The 20,828-nt window shown below is 59.5% G+C and carries 18 protein-coding genes and 1 pseudogene; 13 read left to right on the top strand and 6 right to left on the bottom strand.

Going from position 1 to position 20,828, the window contains the following annotated elements; genetic code table 11:
• Positions 1–35 precede the first annotated feature (35 nt).
• Entirely contained in the window at positions 36–467 is a 432-nt protein-coding gene (locus GT019_RS27610) for a DUF2621 family protein (RefSeq protein ID WP_161746679.1), read from the bottom strand.
• A 215-nt stretch (positions 468–682) separates the two neighbouring features.
• On the opposite strand from GT019_RS27610, the gene GT019_RS27605 reads away from it, so the two are divergent.
• The 4 genes from GT019_RS27605 (at position 683) to ppnP (ending at position 5,541) form a co-directional block, all read left to right on the top strand.
• Entirely contained in the window at positions 683–1,810 is a 1,128-nt protein-coding gene (locus GT019_RS27605; protein ID WP_161746678.1) for a deoxyribonuclease IV, read from the top strand.
• Positions 1,811–1,869: 59 nt separating this feature from the next.
• Positions 1,870–2,769: a formyltetrahydrofolate deformylase gene (gene purU, locus GT019_RS27600; protein ID WP_161746677.1), complete on the top strand. Its 900-nt coding sequence runs from the start codon at positions 1,870–1,872 to the stop codon at positions 2,767–2,769.
• Between the two features lie 311 nt (positions 2,770–3,080).
• Positions 3,081–5,096, top strand: a complete 2,016-nt coding sequence (gene tkt / locus GT019_RS27595; protein ID WP_161746676.1) for a transketolase — start codon at positions 3,081–3,083, stop codon at positions 5,094–5,096.
• Between the two features lie 127 nt (positions 5,097–5,223).
• Complete coding sequence (ppnP, locus tag GT019_RS27590; protein ID WP_161746675.1) at positions 5,224–5,541, top strand: pyrimidine/purine nucleoside phosphorylase; 318 nt, start codon at positions 5,224–5,226, stop codon at positions 5,539–5,541.
• Positions 5,542–5,741: 200 nt separating this feature from the next.
• Here the strand turns inward: ppnP and GT019_RS27585 are convergent, their stop codons facing one another.
• Positions 5,742–7,058 (bottom strand): NAD(P)-binding domain-containing protein, encoded by a 1,317-nt coding sequence (locus tag GT019_RS27585; protein WP_161746674.1) that lies wholly within the window; start codon positions 7,056–7,058, stop codon positions 5,742–5,744.
• 287 nt (positions 7,059–7,345) lie between these two features.
• On the opposite strand from GT019_RS27585, the gene GT019_RS27580 reads away from it, so the two are divergent.
• The 6 genes from GT019_RS27580 to GT019_RS27555 all read left to right on the top strand — a co-directional run bounded on the left by GT019_RS27580 (position 7,346) and on the right by GT019_RS27555 (position 13,473).
• Positions 7,346–8,695 carry a glucose-6-phosphate isomerase gene (locus GT019_RS27580; protein WP_161746673.1) on the top strand — a complete coding sequence of 450 codons (1,350 nt, stop codon included), beginning with the start codon at positions 7,346–7,348 and terminating at the stop codon, positions 8,693–8,695.
• A 9-nt stretch (positions 8,696–8,704) separates the two neighbouring features.
• Positions 8,705–9,337, top strand: coding sequence for a YigZ family protein (locus tag GT019_RS27575; protein WP_161746672.1), 633 nt, complete (start codon positions 8,705–8,707; stop codon positions 9,335–9,337).
• Between the two features lie 216 nt (positions 9,338–9,553).
• The gene (cysT, locus tag GT019_RS27570) at positions 9,554–10,357 is read left to right on the top strand and encodes a sulfate ABC transporter permease subunit CysT (RefSeq protein ID WP_407945108.1); all 804 of its coding nucleotides are present in this window, start codon (positions 9,554–9,556) and stop codon (positions 10,355–10,357) included.
• Positions 10,354–11,151, top strand: coding sequence for a sulfate ABC transporter permease subunit (locus GT019_RS27565; RefSeq protein ID WP_161746670.1), 798 nt, complete (start codon positions 10,354–10,356; stop codon positions 11,149–11,151). Before cysT ends, GT019_RS27565 begins: the two co-directional genes overlap by 4 nt.
• A 3-nt stretch (positions 11,152–11,154) precedes the next feature.
• Positions 11,155–12,219, top strand: a complete 1,065-nt coding sequence (locus GT019_RS27560) for a sulfate/molybdate ABC transporter ATP-binding protein (protein ID WP_161746669.1) — start codon at positions 11,155–11,157, stop codon at positions 12,217–12,219.
• A gap of 174 nt (positions 12,220–12,393) precedes the next feature.
• A complete protein-coding gene (locus tag GT019_RS27555; RefSeq protein WP_161746668.1) occupies positions 12,394–13,473 on the top strand; it encodes a sulfate ABC transporter substrate-binding protein in 1,080 nt (359 codons plus the stop codon).
• A 71-nt stretch (positions 13,474–13,544) separates the two neighbouring features.
• On the opposite strand, the gene GT019_RS27550 is transcribed toward GT019_RS27555, so the two are convergent.
• Entirely contained in the window at positions 13,545–13,688 is a 144-nt protein-coding gene (locus tag GT019_RS27550; RefSeq protein WP_161746667.1) for a hypothetical protein, read from the bottom strand.
• Positions 13,689–13,748: 60 nt separating this feature from the next.
• Entirely contained in the window at positions 13,749–14,897 is a 1,149-nt protein-coding gene (locus GT019_RS27545) for a PdaC/SigV domain-containing protein (RefSeq protein WP_161746666.1), read from the bottom strand.
• 199 nt (positions 14,898–15,096) lie between these two features.
• Between GT019_RS27545 and GT019_RS27540 the strand changes: the two are divergent.
• Positions 15,097–16,152: pseudogene (locus GT019_RS27540) on the top strand (YeiH family protein).
• 205 nt (positions 16,153–16,357) lie between these two features.
• On the opposite strand, the gene GT019_RS27535 reads toward GT019_RS27540, so the two are convergent.
• The gene (locus GT019_RS27535; protein ID WP_161746665.1) at positions 16,358–17,161 is read right to left on the bottom strand and encodes a Cof-type HAD-IIB family hydrolase; all 804 of its coding nucleotides are present in this window, start codon (positions 17,159–17,161) and stop codon (positions 16,358–16,360) included.
• A 72-nt stretch (positions 17,162–17,233) separates the two neighbouring features.
• Positions 17,234–18,100: an AraC family transcriptional regulator gene (locus GT019_RS27530; RefSeq protein WP_161746664.1), complete on the bottom strand. Its 867-nt coding sequence runs from the start codon at positions 18,098–18,100 to the stop codon at positions 17,234–17,236.
• A gap of 133 nt (positions 18,101–18,233) precedes the next feature.
• On the opposite strand from GT019_RS27530, the gene GT019_RS27525 reads away from it, so the two are divergent.
• Both GT019_RS27525 and GT019_RS27520 read left to right on the top strand, forming a co-directional pair.
• Positions 18,234–19,172 carry an aldo/keto reductase gene (locus tag GT019_RS27525; RefSeq protein ID WP_161746663.1) on the top strand — a complete coding sequence of 313 codons (939 nt, stop codon included), beginning with the start codon at positions 18,234–18,236 and terminating at the stop codon, positions 19,170–19,172.
• A 209-nt stretch (positions 19,173–19,381) separates the two neighbouring features.
• Complete coding sequence (locus GT019_RS27520; protein WP_161746662.1) at positions 19,382–20,824, top strand: S41 family peptidase; 1,443 nt, start codon at positions 19,382–19,384, stop codon at positions 20,822–20,824.
• Positions 20,825–20,828 lie beyond the last annotated feature (4 nt).

Genomic DNA, 20,828 nt, shown 5'->3' with positions numbered 1-20,828 from the left:
ACCATGGTACAACAAAAGCCGCCCGAGAAGGCGGCTTATTTATTCAGAAGATGCGCATAAGGCGAATAATCGATCTGCTCCCGCTCCAGGAACGTAACCAAGCTGCGGTAGTCGCGCTTCGGCGTTGCGCGTATGTATCCTTCGATGCAGTGGTTGCGCAGCACTTCCGGCGATCCGCCTTCAACCGCGACTTGCGCGATCTTGGCCGCGATGGAATGGCGCGCGATATCGCGAAACGCGCTCGGCACCGGCGCCACGAGCTTCTCGAGAAATTCCTTGGAGTCCTCCGGCCACATGCCGCGACTGCGATCCACCCAATAGTTTTGCCAATCGAGCTTGGACTTGCCGTCCCGCATGGGAAGGACTTTGAGAAATTTGCGGAACATGAAATAACCGCCGATCGACATGAACACGATCATGACCACGGCCCAAAACACGATAAAATACATGAACCAATTCGGAGCCATCGTTTATCCTCACCTCTTGCAGCGCAGTATGCCGTTAAATATCGGCAAATCGTAACTTATTATAAGCCATGCGCCGCATATCCCGCAACAGAGGGCAAATTTCGGAACCTAGATTTATTTCGCCATTCCTTGTAAAATAGGAAGGACAAGCGTTTTACTAGGACCTGCGAGCGGCAGGCTTCCCTCGTATAAACGAAAGGAGCGAAAAATCGTCCATGTTGAAAATCGGTTCGCATGTTTCATTTTCCGATAAAGGGCTGCTTACCGCAGCGAAAGAGGCTGTCACTTACGGCTCCAGCACGTTCATGATCTATACCGGCGCTCCGCAGAACACGCGCCGCAAGCCGATGGAGGATCTCTACATTCCCGAAGGCAAAGCAGCGATGAGCGAAGCGGGAATCGACGAGATCGTCGTGCATGCTCCCTACATCATTAATCTCGGTTCCTATAAAGACGACACGTTCGAGCTGGCCGTGAGATTCCTGCAAGAGGAGATTCGCCGCACGGACGCGATCGGCGTACGCAATATCGTGCTGCATCCCGGCGCGTACACGGACAAAGACGCCGAATACGGCATCGCCCGGATCGCGGAGGGCTTGAACGAAGTGCTGAACGGCACGAAAGAAACGAACGTCAACATCGCGCTCGAAACGATGGCCGGCAAAGGCACGGAAATCGGCCGCAGCTTCGAGGAAATCGCGTCCATCATCGATAAAGTCGGCTCGAACGACCGTCTCACGGTCTGCATGGATACCTGCCACATGCACGATGCCGGCTATGATCTCATCAACGATGCCGACGGCGTATTGAGCCAATTCGACCGCATCGTCGGCCTGGACCGCGTCGCCGTCGTCCACATCAACGACAGCAAAAACCCGCGCGGCGCCGGCAAAGACCGCCATGCCCCGATCGGCGCGGGCTGGATCGGCCACGACGCGATCCGCAACTTCGTGCACCACGAGGCGCTCAAGGGCCGTCCGTTCATTCTCGAGACGCCTTGGATCGGCCAAGAGGACAAAACGCAGCGTCCGATGTACGAGGCGGAGATCGCCTTGCTTCGCGGAGACGCTTCGAATCGTTTCGGCGGCGAATTCCTGGAGGACGTTGAACGCCTGCATCACTTCTTCGGCAAGCAGGACATCGACCACCGCGAGTTCGTGCTGAACGTCTGGGACGTGCTCAAGAACGACGCGAAAGCGAAGAAGGCCGACCCGCGCGAACCGATGGACCGCTTGTACGACCTCGTTGCCGAGCACCGCATCCTGCCCGAGCTGTCCGAAGAAGCGATCAACCAGCGCATCACCGCCTGGTTCGCCGGCAAAACCCTGCTCGTGAACGCATAAAGCCGCCTTCGGACGGCGCCAGCTCCACTACTTGTTGACGGAAGGAAGTCGCTTTTCACATGCAAAACACTCATCAGACCCAGCAGACCTCGCAGCGTCCGGACAAGTCCAACCGCGCGCGCATGCTGATCTCCTGCCCGGACCGAAACGGCATCGTCGCGGCCGTGTCGCAGTTTCTCTACGAGCATGGCGCGAACATCGTGCAATCGGACCAATACACGCTGAACCCCGGCGGCGGCATGTTTTTCATTCGCTTCGAATTCGATCTGAACGATTTGGAGCGCGAGCTGCCGATCCTGCAGGAAGATTTCTCCCGCGTGGCGGACCGTTTCGAGATGAAGTGGCACACGTTCCGGGCCAGCCGCAAGAAGCGTCTCGCGATATTCGTGTCGAAGGAAGACCATTGCCTGCTGGAGCTGCTCTGGCAGTGGCAAGCCGGGGATTTGGACGCGGATATCGCCATGGTCGTGAGCAACCATCCCGACATGAGAGGGCTCGTGGAGTCGTTCGGCATTCCGTTCCACCACATTCCGGTGACCCCGGATACGAAGGCGGAAGCCGAGAAACAGCAGCTGGAAGCCGTGACCGGCAAAGCGGACATCATCGTGCTCGCGCGTTACATGCAGATCATTTCGCCGAAATTCATCGAGCAGTTCCCGAACCGGATTATTAACATCCATCATTCTTTCCTGCCGGCCTTCGTCGGCGGCAAGCCGTATGCCCAAGCCTACCAGCGGGGCGTCAAGATCATCGGCGCGACGGCGCACTATGTAACGGAAGAGCTCGACGGCGGTCCGATCATCGAGCAGGACGTGCAGCGCGTCAGCCATCGGGACGATGTCGACAATCTCAAACGGATCGGACGTACCATCGAACGCGTCGTGCTCGCGCGCGCCGTGAAGTGGCATGTCGAGGACCGGATTCTGGTTCATCAGAACAAAACGGTCGTGTTCAATTAAGGCACCTTTAATCAAAAAAGCCGCGGCAGCATCCGCCGCGGAGGCATGGCGCGTCAGCCGGTATTCTCCGGATCTGGCGCGTCTTTTTTAGTATCCGCGCTTTCGTCGCGGGCAATCCGGTTAATAAGCGATAAGAATGCGTTTCGTAGGCTATAATTTTAGTGTCGATTTTTTCGCAGTGCCGCATTAAAGATGGAAATGGCAATGAGGTAATGGTACAATATTTCAAAGCCAGTGCGGGATTCCGCCACGATTAACAAAGAGAAAATCATGCATGTACCACCCATTGCGATTTAGGAGGAGTTTACGTAATGACAGTTACTCAGAAATCCATCGACCAGCTTTCCATCGACACCATTCGCACGCTTGCGATTGATTCGATCGAGAAAGCGAATTCCGGCCATCCGGGCATGCCAATGGGATCGGCTCCGATGGGCTACCAATTATTCGCCAAAACGATGAACCACAATCCCTCGAATCCGACATGGATCAACCGCGACCGTTTCGTGCTCTCCGCCGGACACGGCTCCATGCTGCTGTACAGCCTGCTTCATTTGTCGGGCTACGACCTGCCGATCGAAGAGCTGCAAAACTTCCGCCAGTGGGGCTCCAAAACGCCCGGCCACCCGGAGTACGGGCACACGGCCGGCGTCGACGCGACGACGGGTCCGCTTGGACAAGGCGTGGCGATGGCGGTAGGCATGGCGATGGCCGAGGCGCATCTCGGCGCGACGTACAATAAACCAGACTTGAACATCGTCGACCACTTCACGTTCGCGATTTGCGGCGACGGCGATCTGATGGAAGGCGTTTCGAGCGAAGCGGCTTCGCTCGCGGCCCATTTGAAGCTCGGCAAGCTGGTCGTGCTGTATGATTCCAACGATATCTCGCTCGACGGCGAACTGAATCTATCGTTCTCCGAGAACGTGCATGCCCGTTTCGAAGCATACGGCTGGCAAGTGCTGCGCGTCGAAGACGGCAACGATCTGAACGCGCTGGCCAAAGCGGTTGCGGCGGCGCAAGCCGACATCAGCAAACCGACATTGATCGAAGTGAAAACGACGATCGGCTACGGCAGCCCGAACAAAGGCGGCAAAGGCGGTCACCTCGGCACGCACGGCAGCCCGCTCGGCGCCGAAGAAACCGTGCTGACGAAGCAATTCTACGGCTGGGACAACGAGGCGTTCTTCGTGCCGGCCGAAGTGCGCGCGCACTTCGCGGACGTGAAGGCGAAAGGCGAACAGGCGAACGCGGCATGGGATGCGCTCTTCGCTGCTTACAAATCCGCTCATCCGGAGCTGGCGGCGCAATTCGAAACGGCGATCAGCGGCAAGCTGCCCGAGGGCTGGGACAAGGATCTGCCGGTGTACATGCCGTCGGATAAAGCATTGTCGACGCGCGTGGCATCGGGTAATGCCCTGAACGGCCTCGCGAAAAACGTTCCGAACCTCATCGGGGGCTCCGCCGACCTTGAGAGCTCGACGATGACGCATCTGAAAGGCCTGCCTGTCTTCAAGCCGGGCAGCTACGAAGGACGCAACGTGTACTTCGGCGTTCGCGAGTTCGCGATGGCCGCTGCCGTCAACGGCATGAGCCTGCACGGCGGCGTGAAGCCTTACGGCGCAACGTTCTTCGTCTTTACGGACTACCTGCGTCCGGCGGTCCGCCTGGCGGCGCTGATGAAGCAACCGGTCGTATATGTCCTGACCCATGACAGCATCGCGGTCGGCGAAGACGGTCCTACGCATGAGCCGATCGAGCAATTGGCGTCCCTGCGCATCATCCCGCAAGTCACGGTCATTCGTCCTGCGGACGCGAACGAAACGTCGTCGGCATGGGCATATGCGTTGTCGAAGGCGGATCAGCCGGTAGCGCTCGTGCTGACGCGCCAAAACCTCCCTGTGCTGGAAGGCACGAACGTCAATTCGCGCGAAGGTATTGCCAAAGGCGCGTATGTCATTGCCGATGCTCCGAACGGCAAACCGCAGGCTCAGCTGATCGCAACGGGTTCCGAGGTGCAGCTGGCAGTCGCGGCGCATAAAGCGCTCGCTGCGGAAGGCATCGACGTCCGCGTCATCAGCATGCCGAGCTTTGACCTGTTCGAGCGTCAAACGAAAGCGTACAAGGATTCCGTGCTGCTGCCGGACGTCAAAGCGCGTCTTGCCATCGAAATGGCTTCCCCGTTCGGCTGGGAGCGTTACGTCGGCGATCAAGGCGCCGTGCTCGGCATCAACACGTTCGGCGCATCCGCGAAGGGCGACCGCGTCATCGCGGAATACGGCTTCACGGTCGAGAACGTGGTAAGCAAAGTCAAAGCCTTGCTGTAACCGAACGTACAAAATGACGAGTTTTAGATCGCGGGGCTTACACCGCTTGCCACACGAGCGGGCGTAAGCCCTGCTTTTCTATAGCAATCATCAGCAATCATCCCATACGCAGAGGAGTCATCCCATCATGTCCCAGTACGAAAACGTAACCGTCATCAAAAAAGCCAATCTGTATTTCGACGGCAAAGTATCCAGCCGCACGGTGTTGTTCGCGGACGGCACGAAAAAAACGCTCGGCATCATGCTGCCGGGCGAATATGAATTCGGTACCGACGCCAAAGAAATCATGGAAATCCTCGCAGGCGACCTCAAAGTGCTGCTGCCGGGCGAATCCGAATGGATCAGCATCTCCGGCGAAGGCGAATTCACGGTTCCCGCCAACTCCAAATTCAAGCTGCAAGTCGCGTCCATCACGGATTACGCTTGCTCGTACATTCAAGAGTAAAGGCGATCGGTTTGCGTTTCCATCGCGAGACGGAAATGCGGCATTCGCCAGCTTCGTCGAATCGATGACGGAATCGCGGCATGCTCCCGACCGCATCAAATCAAAAAGGCTGCTCCGCTCTTCGCGCATCGACGCGGAAAGCGGAGCAGCCTTTGCTGCTTCAAAACGATTCGTTAGGCTTGGTCATGCTGCATGCCGGCTTAGTCGGCTTTAACGATTTGCTTGCTAATATACGCTTCCAGCTGCAGGCGCTGGTACGGCGCAAGGCCTGCAAGCATGCAGCCGTAACGGAACGAGCTGCCGTTGGCTTCGATGCGGATGATCCGTCCCGTCACCGGAGGGAGCTCGGCTTCCTGCGGGAAGTAGATAACGACGAACATATCGCGTTCCAGCGGAGCGTCGGACGTAATTTGAAGTCCGTTGTCCGAAATATCGTGCAGCGTGCCGTCGATCGTTTGACCGGTGAACGATCCTTCCTGTTCCCATTGGTAGACGGACATCTTGAGCGGAATGTTGAGCTGGAGACGTTCGCTCCGTCTGCGTTCTTCGCCTGCGGCGGAAGAAGCTTGCGAGCCCGCTTGCGATGCCGGCGCTTCCGCGGCAGCCGCCGTGAAATCCGCCGCGTCGCTGTAGTTGGTAATGCGCTTGTTGATCCACTGCTCGTAGCTGTGCGCCAGCGCGGAGAGATCCGAGTCCCCGAAGCCCATGGCGTCGCCCATTTGGTACAGGCTCTTGACCGTTTCCAGAATCGGCGTCGGCGTCTTCAGCTCGTCCGACAATACCGAGGCAAGGCGCAGATCCTTCAGCATCAGCCCGAGCGAGAATTGCACGCTGAAGTCGCGATCCAGGAATTTGGGCGTCTTCAGTTCGGCCATCTTGCTCGCGGCGCCGCCGGACTGGACGAGCTCCAGGAACGATTTGGCGTCGATGCCGCCGCTCGCGGCGATCGCCATGCCTTCCACGAGACCGGCAACGTTGATGCCGACGATCGTGTTATGCGCCAGCTTGGCGGTGGAGCCGCTGCCGCCGGGTCCCATCGGGATCACTTTGCGTCCCATGGCGGTCAGGACGTCGTGGACTTTATGAAGAACTTGCGCGTCGCCGCCGACCATGAACGTCAAGGTGCCGCTCTCAGCCGCGGGCTTGCTGCCGGTCACCGGCGCATCCAGGAAATCGGAGGATTTGGCGGCCACGTCTTGATGGATTTGGCGGGAGAGGGCAGGCGAGATGGTGCTGCTGTCGATGACGACGGATCCGGGCAACAGCGAGCCGAGCAGCCCGTTCTCGCCGTAATACACCTCGCGGATGGAGTCGTCGTTGCTGATCATCGTGATGACGAGATCCGAAGATCGGGCGATATCCGCAGGCGTCCGCGCTTCGTCCGCGCCGAGCTCGATCAGATTGGCGGCTTTGCCCGGGGTGCGGTTATAGACCGTGACCGGGTAGCCCTTTCGCAATAAGTTGGCCGCCATGGGCTCTCCCATGACGCCCAAACCGATAAAACCGATTTTGAACATAGCTGGTCATCTCCTTGGTTTCCGTATCGAACTGCAACCATTTTACCATAATTGCCGGGCAAGCTGCATTCGGCCGAGGTTCCCTTGTATTTGGCTGGGAAATCCATTATCCTTATCGTGATATTGAACGGGACAGGCAAAATCTGGTTTTCAAGGCCGATTATTGCTCGCGTCGACGTATATCCCGCGCCGTTACGCAAACACTTACCCTGTGCGCGCAAAGCGGGGTTTTCGGCAATGAACGTTATTCGAATCGTACGCAAAAACTTTCAGGAGGTCTTCAACCAATGGATAAAGCAGTATCGTTTGATTACAGCAAAGCGCTCGGTTTCATCGGCCAGCACGAGATCGACAATTTGGCGCAGCAGGTGCGCACGGCGCATGACCAGCTTCGCGGCGGCACCGGCGCGGGCTCGGACTATCTGGGTTGGATCGATCTGCCGGTGAATTACGATAAAGAAGAGTTCGCCCGCATTCGCAAATCCGCGGAGAAAATCAAATCCGACTCCGAAGTGCTCGTCGTTATCGGCATCGGCGGTTCGTACCTCGGGGCGCGCGCCGCGATCGAGATGCTGTCGAATTCCTTCTACAACCTGCTCCCGCGGGAGCAGCGCAAAACGCCGCAAATCCTGTTCGCGGGCAACAACATCAGCTCTACATACGTGACGCATTTGCTGCAGCTGCTCGAAGGGCGCGACTGGTCGATCAACGTCATCTCCAAATCCGGCACGACGACCGAGCCGGCGATCGCGTTCCGCATCTTCCGCGAAGCATTGGAAGCCAAATACGGCAAAGCCGAAGCGCGCAAGCGGATCTACGCGACGACGGACCGCGAGAAAGGCGCCCTCAAGAAGCTGGCTAACGAGGAAGGCTACGAGTCCTTCGTCATTCCGGACGACGTGGGCGGACGCTACTCCGTGCTGACGGCCGTCGGCTTGCTGCCGATCGCGGCGGCGGGCATCAGCATCGACGACATGATGAAAGGCGCGGCGGACGCTTCCGCGGCCTACAACAACCCGGATCTTGCCGAGAACGAAGCGTACCAGTACGCAGCGGCCCGCAACGCCCTGTACCGCAAGGGCAAGGTGACCGAGATCCTCGTCAACTACGAGCCGGCCCTGCATTTCGTGTCGGAGTGGTGGAAGCAGCTGTACGGCGAGAGCGAAGGCAAGGACTACAAGGGCATCTTCCCGGCGGCCGTCGATTTCTCGACCGACCTGCACTCGATGGGACAATTCATCCAAGAGGGCAACCGCAATATTTTCGAAACGGTCATTCAAGTGCGGAACGTGGCCGAGCAAATTACGATCGCGCATGACGAAAGCGACCTTGACGGACTCAACTTCCTGACCGGCAAAACGATGGATTTCGTCAATAAGAAGGCATTCGAGGGGACGCTGCTGGCGCATACGGACGGCCAAGTGCCGAATTTCGTGGTCAACATCAAGGATATGACGCCTTACACGTTCGGCTATCTGGTATACTTCTTCGAGATCGCCTGCGGCATCAGCGGCTACCTGTCGGGCGTGAATCCGTTCGACCAACCTGGCGTCGAGGCGTACAAGAAGAACATGTTCGCGCTGCTCGGCAAACCGGGCTACGAGAAGGAAAAGGCCGAGCTCGAAGCTCGCCTGTAAGCGGAGACCATGCTGGACAGCTACCAAACGCTGCGGCAGCCGGGCAGCAAAGAAATCGTCATCAAAAAATCGCGGTTCATCGGCTACGGCAAGCCCGTCGCTTCGGAAGAGGAAGCGATCGCGTATATCGAGGAGCTCAAGAAGCTCCATTGGAACGCGTCGCACAACTGCTCCGCTTACGTCATCGGCGAACGGGACGAATGCCAGAAGCAGTCGGATGACGGGGAGCCGAGCGGCACGGCCGGCAAACCGATTCTCGAAGTGATCAAGCATCAAGGTCTCAAGAACGTCGTGATCGTCGTGACCCGCTATTTTGGCGGCATCATGCTTGGTGCCGGCGGACTTATCCGGGCGTATACCGACGGCGCCGTCGCGGCGATCGAAGCGGCGGAGGCCATCACGCGCGTGCTGCACCGGGAAGTCCTCGTCGACGTCGATTATACCTGGTACGGCAAGCTGGAGAACGAGTTTCACGCGCGCGGCGTCCGCATCGGCGGAACCGAATTCACCGATCGCGTCGTCATCACCTGCCTGCCCGAGGCGCCCGAGGCGGAGAAGTTCGCGGCGTGGATCACCGATGTGACCCAAGGCCAGGCGGTGCTTGCGATCGGCGAGGACAAATACTATATCGACGGAGAGTAAGGCGCCGCCGAACGCACAGCAAGCTCTTCGGAGGCTTAACCGCTTCCGGGGAGCTTTTTTCGCGAGGGAACCGCGCGATCGCGCAGGATAAAGGATTGACTAGACATCCCGTCGTCTGCTACATTGTTAATACCAAGTGTTTTAATGGGAATTAATACATGCCAAACGCGATTCCTCAAGGAAAGCGTCAGGGGGTTATTCAGCTTGAATTTCATAATGCGCGGCCGCATGTGGAGCTTCGGATTCCGGAGCACGATCATGCTCTATTTTATCGTGCTGATCGTATTGCCGATCATCGGCATCTATTCCCAGTCCTTCAAGCTGGGCTGGCTGCCCTTCTGGGAAAGCGTAACGGATCAGCTCGCATGGGAAGCCGTGCTGCTGACGATAAAATTATCGGTCGTATCTACGATCATCAACGTGCTGCTCGGAACGATGATCGGCTGGGTACTCATACGCTACCGGTTTCCGGGGCGAAGAATCTTGAACAGTCTCGTGGATTTGCCCTTTGCGCTGCCGACCGCGGTCGGCGGCTTGATGATATTGCTGCTGCTCGGCCCGAACAGTCTCGCGGGCGGGATGGCAAACAAACTTGGATTTGAAATCGTTTTCCACGAACCGGCGATCATCATCGCGATGGTGTTCGTGACGTTTCCGTTCGTCATTCGCGGCGTTCAGCCTCTGCTGGAGGAGCTGGACAAATCCGAGGAGGAGGCCTCCTACACGCTCGGGGCATCCAGGACGAGGACGTTTCTTCAGGTGATCTTCCCCTCCATGCTGCCCGGGATTATCAGCGGCGCGATGCTGGCGTTCTCCCGCGCGTTGGCGGAATTCGGCGCCGTCGTGCTCGTGGCGGGCAACATTCCCGGCAAAACGCTGATCGCGTCCGTATATATCTTCGGAGAGATCGAGAGCGATAACGCGCAGGGAGCCGCCGCGGTGTCCGTACTGCTGCTGACGCTGTCCTTTCTGATTCTCGGGGCCGTCAACCTCGTGCAGGCGAGGAGGCAGGGCAAATGAAGAAGCTGTGGATCGCGCTGACCTATCTGGTTTTTCTGATCTTGATCGTCGCGCCGCTGGCGAAGATATTCGTCGGGTCATGGGGCGACGGCTGGAGCGGCTTCACGGAGTCGCTGACGCGCGAGCAATCGCTGCATGCGCTCATGATGACGGGGATTCTCGTCGTGATCGTAACGCTGCTGAATACGCTGTTCGGCGTCATGCTCGCGCTTTATCTCGTGCGGGCGACGTGGATGTCCCGCCGGATCAAAGGGCTGCTCAACAGCATCGTCGATCTTCCGTTCGCGGTCTCGCCGGTCATCGGCGGTTTGATGATCGTGCTCGTGCTCGGCCCGAACTCGGCGCTCGGCGCGTTCTTCGAGGATATCGGATTTAAAGTCGTGTACGCGCTGCCGGGCATGGTTCTCGCGACCTTGTTCGTGACGTTCCCGCTGATGGTGAGGGAGGTCATGCCGGTGCTGCAGGAAATCGGCGCGCAGCAGGAAGAAGCGGCCTCGACGCTCGGCGCGTATTCGTGGTACACCTTTTGGAAAGTCACTTGGCCGTCGATCCGCTGGGGCGTCATCTACGGCGTCGTGCTGACGGTCGCGAGGGCGCTCGGCGAATTCGGGGCCGTGCTCGTCGTTTCCGGCAACATTATGAACAAGACGCAGACGGCGACGACGCTCGTCTATCAGGATGTCGAGAATTTCAGCGTGACGGAGGCCAGCAGCGTGGCACTGGTGCTCGCCGCGTTCTCCGTCGGGCTGCTGCTGCTTATGGAATGGGCGAAGAAGAGAAAGGAAGTGCATTGAACGATGCATATCGAGGTGCGCGGGTTAAATAAGCAATTCGGCGATTTTCACGCCGTTCAAGATGTCAGCTTCGACATTGCCAAAGGGCAGCTGATCGGTCTTCTCGGGCCGAGCGGCGGCGGCAAAACGTCGATTCTCCGCATGCTGGCGGGATTGGAGTCCCCGACGTCGGGCGATATCGTCTTCCACGGCAAACGGGTGAACGACCTGCCCCCGCAGGAGCGCGGCATCGGGTTCGTGTTCCAGAACTATGCGTTGTTCAAACATATGACCGTCTACGACAACGTGGCGTTCGGGCTGAAGGTGAAGAAAGAGAAGAAGGACGCCATCCGCGAGCGCGTCATGTCGCTGATCGAACTGACGGGCCTGAAGGGCTTCGAACACCGCTATCCGCACCAGCTTTCGGGCGGCCAACGGCAACGCGTGGCATTTGCCCGCGCGCTCGCGCCGCAGCCGCAGCTGCTGCTGCTCGACGAACCGTTCGCGGCGATCGACGCCAAGATCCGTACCGAGCTCCGCACATGGCTGAAGGAAATGATCGAGCGCCTCGGCATCACGTCGATCTTCGTCACGCACGACCAGGACGAAGCGATCGAGGTCGCCGACGAGATCATGATCATCAACAAAGGACGCCTGGAGCAGAAGGGCACGCCTTGGGATATCTACAAAAGCCCGCAGACGCAGTTCGTGGCCAGCTTCATCGGCGAATCGACGATCGTCGAGAACGTGGAGCGGTTGAGAGGCTTCGAGGAAGCGGCCGACTGGCCGTCGACGAAGGCGCTGATCCGGCCGGAATATATCGAGATCGGCAAGCGGAGCGACTTCCGCATCCCGTCGGCGACCGTTGACGGCATCGTGCGGCATTTGCATTTCCGCGGCAGCGAGTGGATGGTGGAGGTCGAGATCGGCGACATCAAGCTGATCACGTACCGTTCGCTCGAGAAGGACGTTCTGACGCCGGGCGAACCGATCAGCGTGCTGATCCACCGCGCGTATTTGTTCAACGACAACGACACCTGGATCATGGAGAACAAGCTGAAGGAAGATCCGATGCCGATTTACATCTAACGGCTTGCATCCCCGATCAGGCGAATTACGGACGGCTCCGGCCGTTTCATCCTGATTTACAGGAAATCATAAGGGGCGAATGTCTTCTCCGTAAATCGAAGGAGTGAAACTCGCATCGCCATTTACAAGCGGCTCCGGCCGTTTCATCCTGCCTTAGAAAGTGTTGTGTGGACAATGAAACCTACCCTATTCAAAGGATGGCGGATTGCGGGCGCGGCGCTCCTCTCGGTCGCCTTGCTGGCGACGGCGGCATGCGGGAAGGACGGCGCCGAAGGGACGGCGGACGGCACGCAGCCGGCGGCTCCGGCGAAGGGCAGCGTGACGCTCGTCATCGGCGCGTATTCGGTCGCGAAGGACGCGTTCGGCAAGCTGCTCCCCGAGTTCGCGAAGCAGTGGAAGGCGAAGACGGGGCAGACCGTGACGTTTCAAGAATCGTACGAAGCTTCCGGAACGCAGGCGCGGGCCATTGCCGGCGGCTTCGAGGCGGATATCGCCGTCCTCGCGATGGAAAGCGACATCGACAAGATTCAGAAGGCCGGCTTCATCGACGCCGATTGGCGCAAGCAGTTCGGGGATAACGGGATGATCACGCGCTCCATCGCCGTGATGGGCACCCGCGCGGGCAATCCCAAGGGCATCAAAGACTGGGAGGACTTGACCCGCAAAGGCGTCAAGGTGCTCTACCCCAATCCGAAAACGTCCGGCGGCGCGCAGTGGGACATCAACGCGATGTACGGCGCGGGCTTGAAAGAGTCCGAAGCGAAGACCGGCAAGAAAGATCCGGCTTATGCGAAGGCGTTTCTCGAGCGCATCCACAAAAACGTGGAATCGCTCGACAAGAGCGGCCGGGCATCCATGGCGGCGTTCGAATACGGCTTCGGCGACGTGATCGTCACGTACGAGAATGAATTGAAGGGGCGCATCATGCAGGGCGTCGCCTACGAGGAAGTCATCCCGGCATCGACGATCCTGATCGAGAATCCCGCGGCGGTCGTCGACAAGAACGTCGACAAGCACTGCACGCGCAAGGTGGCGGAAGCGTTTCTGGCCTACCTGCACGGCGAGGAGGCCCAGCATATCCTGGCGGATTACGGCTTTCGCCCGGTGAACGCTTCCGTGATGGAAGCGGTCGAAGGCGATTTCGTGACGCCGCCGAATCTGTTCGATATCGGTTACTTGGGCGGATGGGACGAGGTGCGCAGCACGCTTTACTCGCCCAAAGGCGTCTGGTACCAGGTACTGGCGGGCATTTAAGCCGCAGGCATGTCCGAAATTAATGCAAATCACAAAACGGCCCTGACCGCGTGAAGCGGCAGGGCCGTTTGTCATTTCTGCGAGCCGGCGACGATCGCGATGGCCTGCAATGGCAGCAAGATGATGCGAAGCCCGTATCCGATCGCCCGGAGCGGCCGCGGAAGGCCGTGCAGCGCGATGGGCTTCCGCGGACCGCCGCCTTCGATGCTTGGCATGGGAGCAAGCTGATCATCGGCAAATGTCCGTACGGGGACAATCTCGCGATCCGACTTCGATTATTTCGTCGTCGCCGAGGTCAGGACGATAGCCTTATCCGTGAAAGCGAGGTCGGCATGCAGCACTTTGGCGAAGTAGGCCAGCGGGACATACAGGGCGCCGCCTTTCGTAGCCGGCGCGGCGCCAAGCGTGAAGGAGGCCTTATCGGTAAATGCATAGCGGTCCTTGCCGACCGTCACTTTCGCCCAGTCGTTGCCTTTGGTCGCCTTGGTCTGGTGCGTGCGCGCGTCGTAGCTGATCGTATATCCGAGCGCCTGGGCGATCGGGCGAAGCGGTGCCATGACGATTCCGCCCGGTGCCGTGTACAAGCTGATCGCGCTGACGTTCTCGCGATCCGCGACGACGGGCAATTTCACCGCGCCGGCGGGCACGGCCGCGCCGATACCGGGAATGACCAGCGCGATTTCGGGCATGCCCGCGGCGTAAGGCGCGATATCGTACTGTTGGAAGACGATGTATGCGATGCCGTCTTGGACATAAAACGCTTGGTTATCGGTGATCGATTGGAATTGATCCGCGAAGAAATCGTCCGGACGCGAGGCGATCTCGGCCTTGACCGCGCGGTTGACGATGCTTTTGTAATTCGAACCGAACAGGTCCTTCAGCTTGACGGGAGATGCTTTCGCCGCGTTGCGAACGTTGTAGGTATCGGCGATCGTGCCGCCGTGCGCGCCGCCCGTGAAGGTATAGGTGAGCACTTTGAAGGACAGGATGCCGTCCTCGGCCGCGCTGCCGTCCGAGATGAATTCGAACTTGATGGTCACGCCGTACTTCCGGAATTCGGCGGAGGCGTCTCTGGATGCGTAGGCATCCGCCGCCTGCTTCGCGATCGCGTCGACCGCCGCTTTCGCGCGCGCCGCAATGTTGGCGTTGAGCGCATTCTGATAGGCGGCGTCCTTCATGCCGCCGATGACCGGCACGTCCAGATCAATTTCCAGTTGAGCGGTCGATTTGGTGACGTGCTTGCTCGTCAATTGAACGCGATCGGACGCTTGCTTGACGGCGATCGGAGCCGCGCCCGGGTCTTGAGTCGATGCGGCCGTATCCGCGGCGAAAGCGAATTGCGCCGACGCCGTCAGGATGAGCGCGGTGCTCAGAACGGCGGCGGAGATGGTTTTGACGGGACGTTTGCTTATGCGGTTGTTCATTGGAATCCCTCCAGCATTGGTATAGGTATACTATAAACGCTAACGGCCCTAGTGATTGTAACAAAACGGTAACGAGACTAAGGAGGCTGCCGCTCGCATAACGAATCATGATCCGATTCATCATAAGGATTGATTTCTCTTATCGGAGGGGCGGCGTTATAATGGGAACCAACCTGAAGATGAACCGGAGGCACCGCGAATGACGATTCCCTACACGATGAAGCCGCAGGGCTTTCCCATATGGCTGTTTCGAGCCTGCAGGCTGCGAATCGGCGGCATAGCTTTTACGTTCCTGATCGCCGCGGCCGGCTGCGGGCTGTCGTATCTGCCGGGCTTTCACTACGCCGGGCAGATGGCCTGCGCGATCCTGCTCGCCGTTGCGTACCGGCAGCTATGGGGCTATCCGCTTCCGCTGCAGACCGGCATACGGTTCGTCAGCAAAAACCTGCTGCGGCTGGCGATTATACTATACGGGCTGAAATTGAACGTATTGGCGATCTACCAGGAAGGGCTCGAGCTGCTGGCCCGGGACGCGGCCGTCGTGCTGTTCGCCGTCGGCGGCACGATGCTGATCGCCAGATGGCTGCGGGCGGATCTTAAGCTGTCGCTGCTGCTCGGCATCGGCACGGGCATCTGCGGCGCGGCGGCGATCGCGGCCGTATCGCCGATTCTGCGGTCAAAGGAAGAAGAGACGGCGGTCGGCGCGGGCTTGATCGCGCTGACCGGCACGGTGTTCGCGGTCGCGTACACGCTGCTTCGTCCGCTGCTTCCCCTGTCGGATGCGCAGTACGGGATCTGGTCCGGCGCCAGCCTGCATGAAATCGCGCATGCGGCCTAGGCCGCCTCGCCGGCAGGCCAGGATGCCCTGGCGTTGGCGCTGCTTGCCAAGCTGGGGCGCGTGTTCCTGCTCGTGCCGGTGTGCCTGGCGATCGTGTTCATTCAGCGCCGCTTCGGCCGCGAGACAGCCGGAAGCGCAAGCTTGCCGAAGACGCCCCTGCCGTTCCCGTGGTTCCTGCTCGGCTTCGCGGCGATGAGCCTGCTGGGGAGCAGCGCGTCCCTGCAGCAAGTCATGCATGCCGCCCCGGAAGCGATGAGCGGCTTAACCGTATTGACCACCTTTCTGCTCACGATGGCGATGGTGGGGCTCGGGCTGAACGTCGATCTCCGGAATCTCGGGGGCGGCGTCCTGAAATCGCTGGCCGCGATGCTGGCGACGTCGGCGCTCTTGTCGCTCTGGACGTATTTCACGGTCTAAGCGGACCTAAGCCGGCGAAGGTTCCGCTAGTCTGAATCTCCATCGGGGCAATGCGAATGCAAGCCCTGATATCGAACCGGGCAAATGGACCCGGACACCGTAAGCCCCGTCATCGCTTGAACAAGAAGAACGAGCCCGACACCCGGCACGACGAAAAAGAGCTGCGGTTCCGTCCATCAGGACCGGAGCCGCAGCTCTTCGCGGTTTACACCGTTTGAAGAATGAATTTGTCGATGACGTGCTTGACGCCTTCTTCGTTGTTCGTTTTCGTGACGTACTGCGCGATTTCCTTCAGCCTTGGCAGGGCATTGCCCATGGCGACGCCGAGTCCGGCGGTTTCGATCATCTCGTGATCGTTCCAGGAATCGCCGATCGCGATGACTTCGTCCAGCGTGCAGCCGATATGCTCCGCCATGAAGGCGATTGCATGGCCTTTCGTGCCTTCCTTGTGCGTCACTTCCAAGTAATGCGGCTTGGATTTCGTAATATGCACGCGGTCTCCGATGAGCGGCGCGAGCTCCAGCGCGACTTCGTCGAGACGGGCGGGATCGTCGATCATGAGCATTTTGGTCGAAGGCTGCGCGATGAGCTTCTCGAAATCGGGCTCCACGACGAACGGAATATTGGAGAGGGCCGCATAATCGCGCGCCTTCTGGCTGTCTTCCCGCACGTACAGGGTATCGTTGACGTACAGCTGCAGATGAAGCCCGTTCGCATGGCAGTACGCCATCAGCTCTCTGGCCGCGTCCTGCGGCACGCTGCGCTCGTAGAGGACCTGTTCGTCGAGCAGCGTCTTCACCAACGAGCCTTGGTAAGTGATGATCGGGACGTTCAGCTCGATTTGCTTGGCGATCTTCTTGGCCGAAGGAAACATGCGTCCCGTGGCCAGCGTAACGAACACGCCTTGCTCGATCGCGGCGGCGAGCGCCGCCTTCGTGCCCGGGGTGACGATGATATCGTCCGTCAGCAGCGTATCGTCGATGTCGATGGCAATCAATTTGTAAGTCATTCTCTTCCGCTCCTTCTCTCTATCGCTTGCATTTCCATTGATTGTAGCGGAAAACGAAATCGGGAACAAGCGTTATATTCGTAAAGCGCGCATCCCCGCGAACTGCTGCCTGTAGGCGGTCGGCGTCATGTTTTCGCTTTCCTGGAACCGTTTATTGAAATAACTGGCGGTTTCGTAGCCGGACATGCGGGCGATCTCGCCGATGCTCAGCTCCTGCCGCTCCACGAGCAGCGCCTTCGCCCGCTGTATGCGGCACATGGTCAGGAATTCCAGCGGCGTCTGGCCGACGGCGCGCCGAAACCACCGGCAGAACGAATAGCGGTTCGTCGCCGCGCGGTCGGCCCAGGCGTTCAGATCGAACGGCTCGGCGGCGGAGGCTTGCAGTTCGGGCAGCAGCGCCAGCACGCGCTCGACCGCCGTCGCGCCGGAACCGGCTTCCGTACCGATCAACGGCTCGGCCTGCTCGAAGAATTCCGCGATCACGCCGTACATGAGCATGGCGATCCGGCTCGGGTGAAGCAGCTTGTGGCGTTCGATCTCGGCGATCAGCTCGTCGAAGCGCGCTTCCAGCTCCGCCGACGTTCGCAGCCGCCAAGGAACGGTGCGGTGGAAGCCGCGTTCCGCCAAGTCCGACGCGATGCCGCTGCCGTAGAAATGCGTCCATTTGATCTCCCATGGATGCTCCGGATGAGCCCGGTAGGCTTGCCCGTCGCCGGGAAAGTAAAGAAAGGCGTCCCCGGCCTTCAGCTCGTGAAGCTGGCCGTCGAGTTCGACGAAGCCGCTTCCCGCGGTGACGAGATGCAGGTTGAATTCCTGCATGGAACCGGGCGAGCGGCGGACGCGATGCTCGCGGTCCGGATGAAAATGGCCGACCGATTCGGGGAAGCAGTAGAAGCGGTCCCGGTTCAGCAGCGGGAGCGTGAGATGATTTCGGAACATAGCGTCGTCTCCTATTTCGAGCATGATCGTCAATATCGTTCTAACTATATCAATATATTTCGATATGGGCACGCACAAACCTTGTATATAATGATCAATATAGATCAATGCATGCATAAAGGAGAGCTGAACCATGAAACGGATCGAGGTTGCAGGAATCGCGCAGGGCATTACCCAATTGATTCAAGGCTCCATGATGTTGAAGGCGGAAGACATGGATTATTCCGGACAGCTTCTGGATGCCTATGCCGCGGCAGGCGGCAACACCATCGACAGCGGGCATATCTACGGCGTCAGCTCGGCGCAGGCCATCGGCAAATGGATGGCGTCGCGCGGCAACCGCGGCGATATCGTCATCATCGGCAAAGGCGCGCATCCGTACGAGCAGTCGCGCATGACGAAGACGTGCATCCAGAGCGACCTGACGGAATCCCTCGAACGGCTGGATACGGACTACGTCGATCTGTATATGCTGCATCGCGACGATCCCAACGTCCATGTGGGCTATATTCTCGAAGGCTTGAACGATCAGCTCGCCGCCGGACGCTGCCGGGCGATAGGGGCTTCCAACTGGAGCGTGTCGCGCATCCGAGAAGCCAATGCCCACGCCGCCAAGCACGGCATGACCGGCTTCAGCTGCAGCAGCCCGAACCTGGGCCTGGCGAGACCGAACGAGCCGCGCTGGGCGGGCTGCGTGTCGACGACGGCGGAGGACGAGGCTTGGCACGAGGAGTCGCGGCTGCCGATTCTGTCGTGGTCGTCGCAATCCGGCGGCTTCTTCACGGACCGGTGCGCGCCTGAGAAGCGGGACGACGCCGAGATGGTGCGCGTGTATTACGGCGAGGAGAATTGGGAACGCAAGCGCAGAGCCGGGGTGCTCGGGGAGAAGTACGGCGTGACCGCGAACCAGATCGCGCTCGCGTACGTGCTGAACCAGCCGTTCCCGGTGGCGGCCATCATCGGACCGCAGACGCCGGCGGAGCTGCGGGACAGCGTCGAAGCGCTGCCGGTCTCGCTCAGCGCGGAAGAGCGCGCCTGGTTGAATTTATCGACGGCGTCCGTTCCGCTATAAGCGGATGGCCGGAAGAAGCGATCGGCTATCGCTAATCCGGCCGCGTACGATCGCGAAGACCCCTGCCCGGAACGCGCGGAACGACGGTTGAACCGTCCTCCGCCGCGCGGCCGCAAGGGGTCTTTTTCGTCCTCGTCCGCGCGAACTTGCGACGACACTCCGAATGCGATAGAGTGAGGAAACAGGTTCATTGTGGAAGAGGTGTCGAAATGAATAGGTTCGGTGAAAAAGCGGGGAAACAGCGGCGGCAGGCGACGCTCGTCGCGATCGTGGCTATTTTGGTCGTGGCCGGATTTGCCGGGGGGCGGCTCAGCATGCTGCTGCAGTATCCCATCATCAAAGATAAGGCGTTCGGCAATTTAGCGTACGCGTACAACGAAATCATGCATGACTATCTGGACGGCGCCAAGTCCAAGGCGCTGGTCGACGGCGCCGCCGAAGGGATGGTCGGTTCGCTCCAGGATCCGTATTCCGTCTATTTGTCGGAGGATAAAGGCGAGGCCTACATGCAGTCCTACGAGGATCATTTCGTCGGGATCGGCGTGGAGATCCGCCAGGAGGACGGCGCCTTCATCATCGACAGCATCATTAAAGGCGCGCCTTCCGAGAAGTCGGGGCTGAAGAAGGAAGACGTCATCGAGAACATCGACGGCGCGGCCGTGAAGGGACTGACCTTCGACGAGCTGAAAAGCAAGCTGCAGGGGAAAGCGGGCTCGACGGTCAAGCTGCAGGTGCAAAGGCAAGGGCAAGCGGGGCTGCAGACGGTGTCCGTCGTCCGCGGCGACGTGCCGGTGCTGACCGTATCCTCGGAGATGAAGGCGAACGGAATCGGCGAGATCACGATCAGCCGGTTCGCCGAGAAGACGGCGCAGGAATTCGACACGGCCATCGCGAGCCTGCAGAAGCAGGGCATGAAGGCGCTGCTGCTCGATTTGCGCGGCAATCCCGGAGGCTTGCTCGATCCGACGATCCAGATCGCGAACCGTTTCGTGCCGAAAGGCAAGACGATCGTGCAGGTCGTGTATAAGGACGAGAAGCGGGTGCTGACGCATAAGTCCAACCAGAAGGAGCCGTGGACGCTGCCGATCGCCATCCTGGTGGACGCCCATACGGCGAGCTCCGCCGAGGTGCTGACCGCGGCGCTCAAGGATACGGCCGGCGCGCAGGTCGTGGGCGAGAAGACGTTCGGGAAGGGCATCGTGCAAAATTTCAATCAATTGAAGGACGGTTCCGTGCTGAAGCTGACCGAGGCGCAGTGGCGGTCGCCGGACGGCCAATGGATTCATAAGAAAGGCATCGAGCCGAACGTGTCCGTCGCGGCGCCGGATTACGCGCTGCTGCCGAGGCTCGATGCAGGACTCAAGCTGACGATCGGCGATTACGGCGACACCGTCGTGACGGTGCAGAAGATGCTGCAGGCGATCGGCTACGACACCGGCACGGGATCGGGCGTCTACGACGAGGCGACGGCGGCGGCGGTGCGCGCGTTCCAACAGCATGAATCGCTGCCGGTCAACGGCGATATGAACGATAAGACGGCTTACCGGATTTTGGCGCGGTTGACGGACAAATTCCAGACGGAGGATCCGCAGCGCAACAAGGCGATGGATCTGCTGCGGGCGGCGGAATCCGTCGCCTCCTCCGGCAAATAACCAA

It is taken from the genome of Paenibacillus glycinis, assembly GCF_009909185.1.
In the GTDB taxonomy this organism is placed as follows: Bacteria; Bacillota; Bacilli; order Paenibacillales; family Paenibacillaceae; genus Paenibacillus_Z; species Paenibacillus_Z glycinis.
The sequence above is the reverse complement of the archived record's forward strand: the minus strand, read 5'-3'. Positions and strand labels throughout refer to the sequence as shown.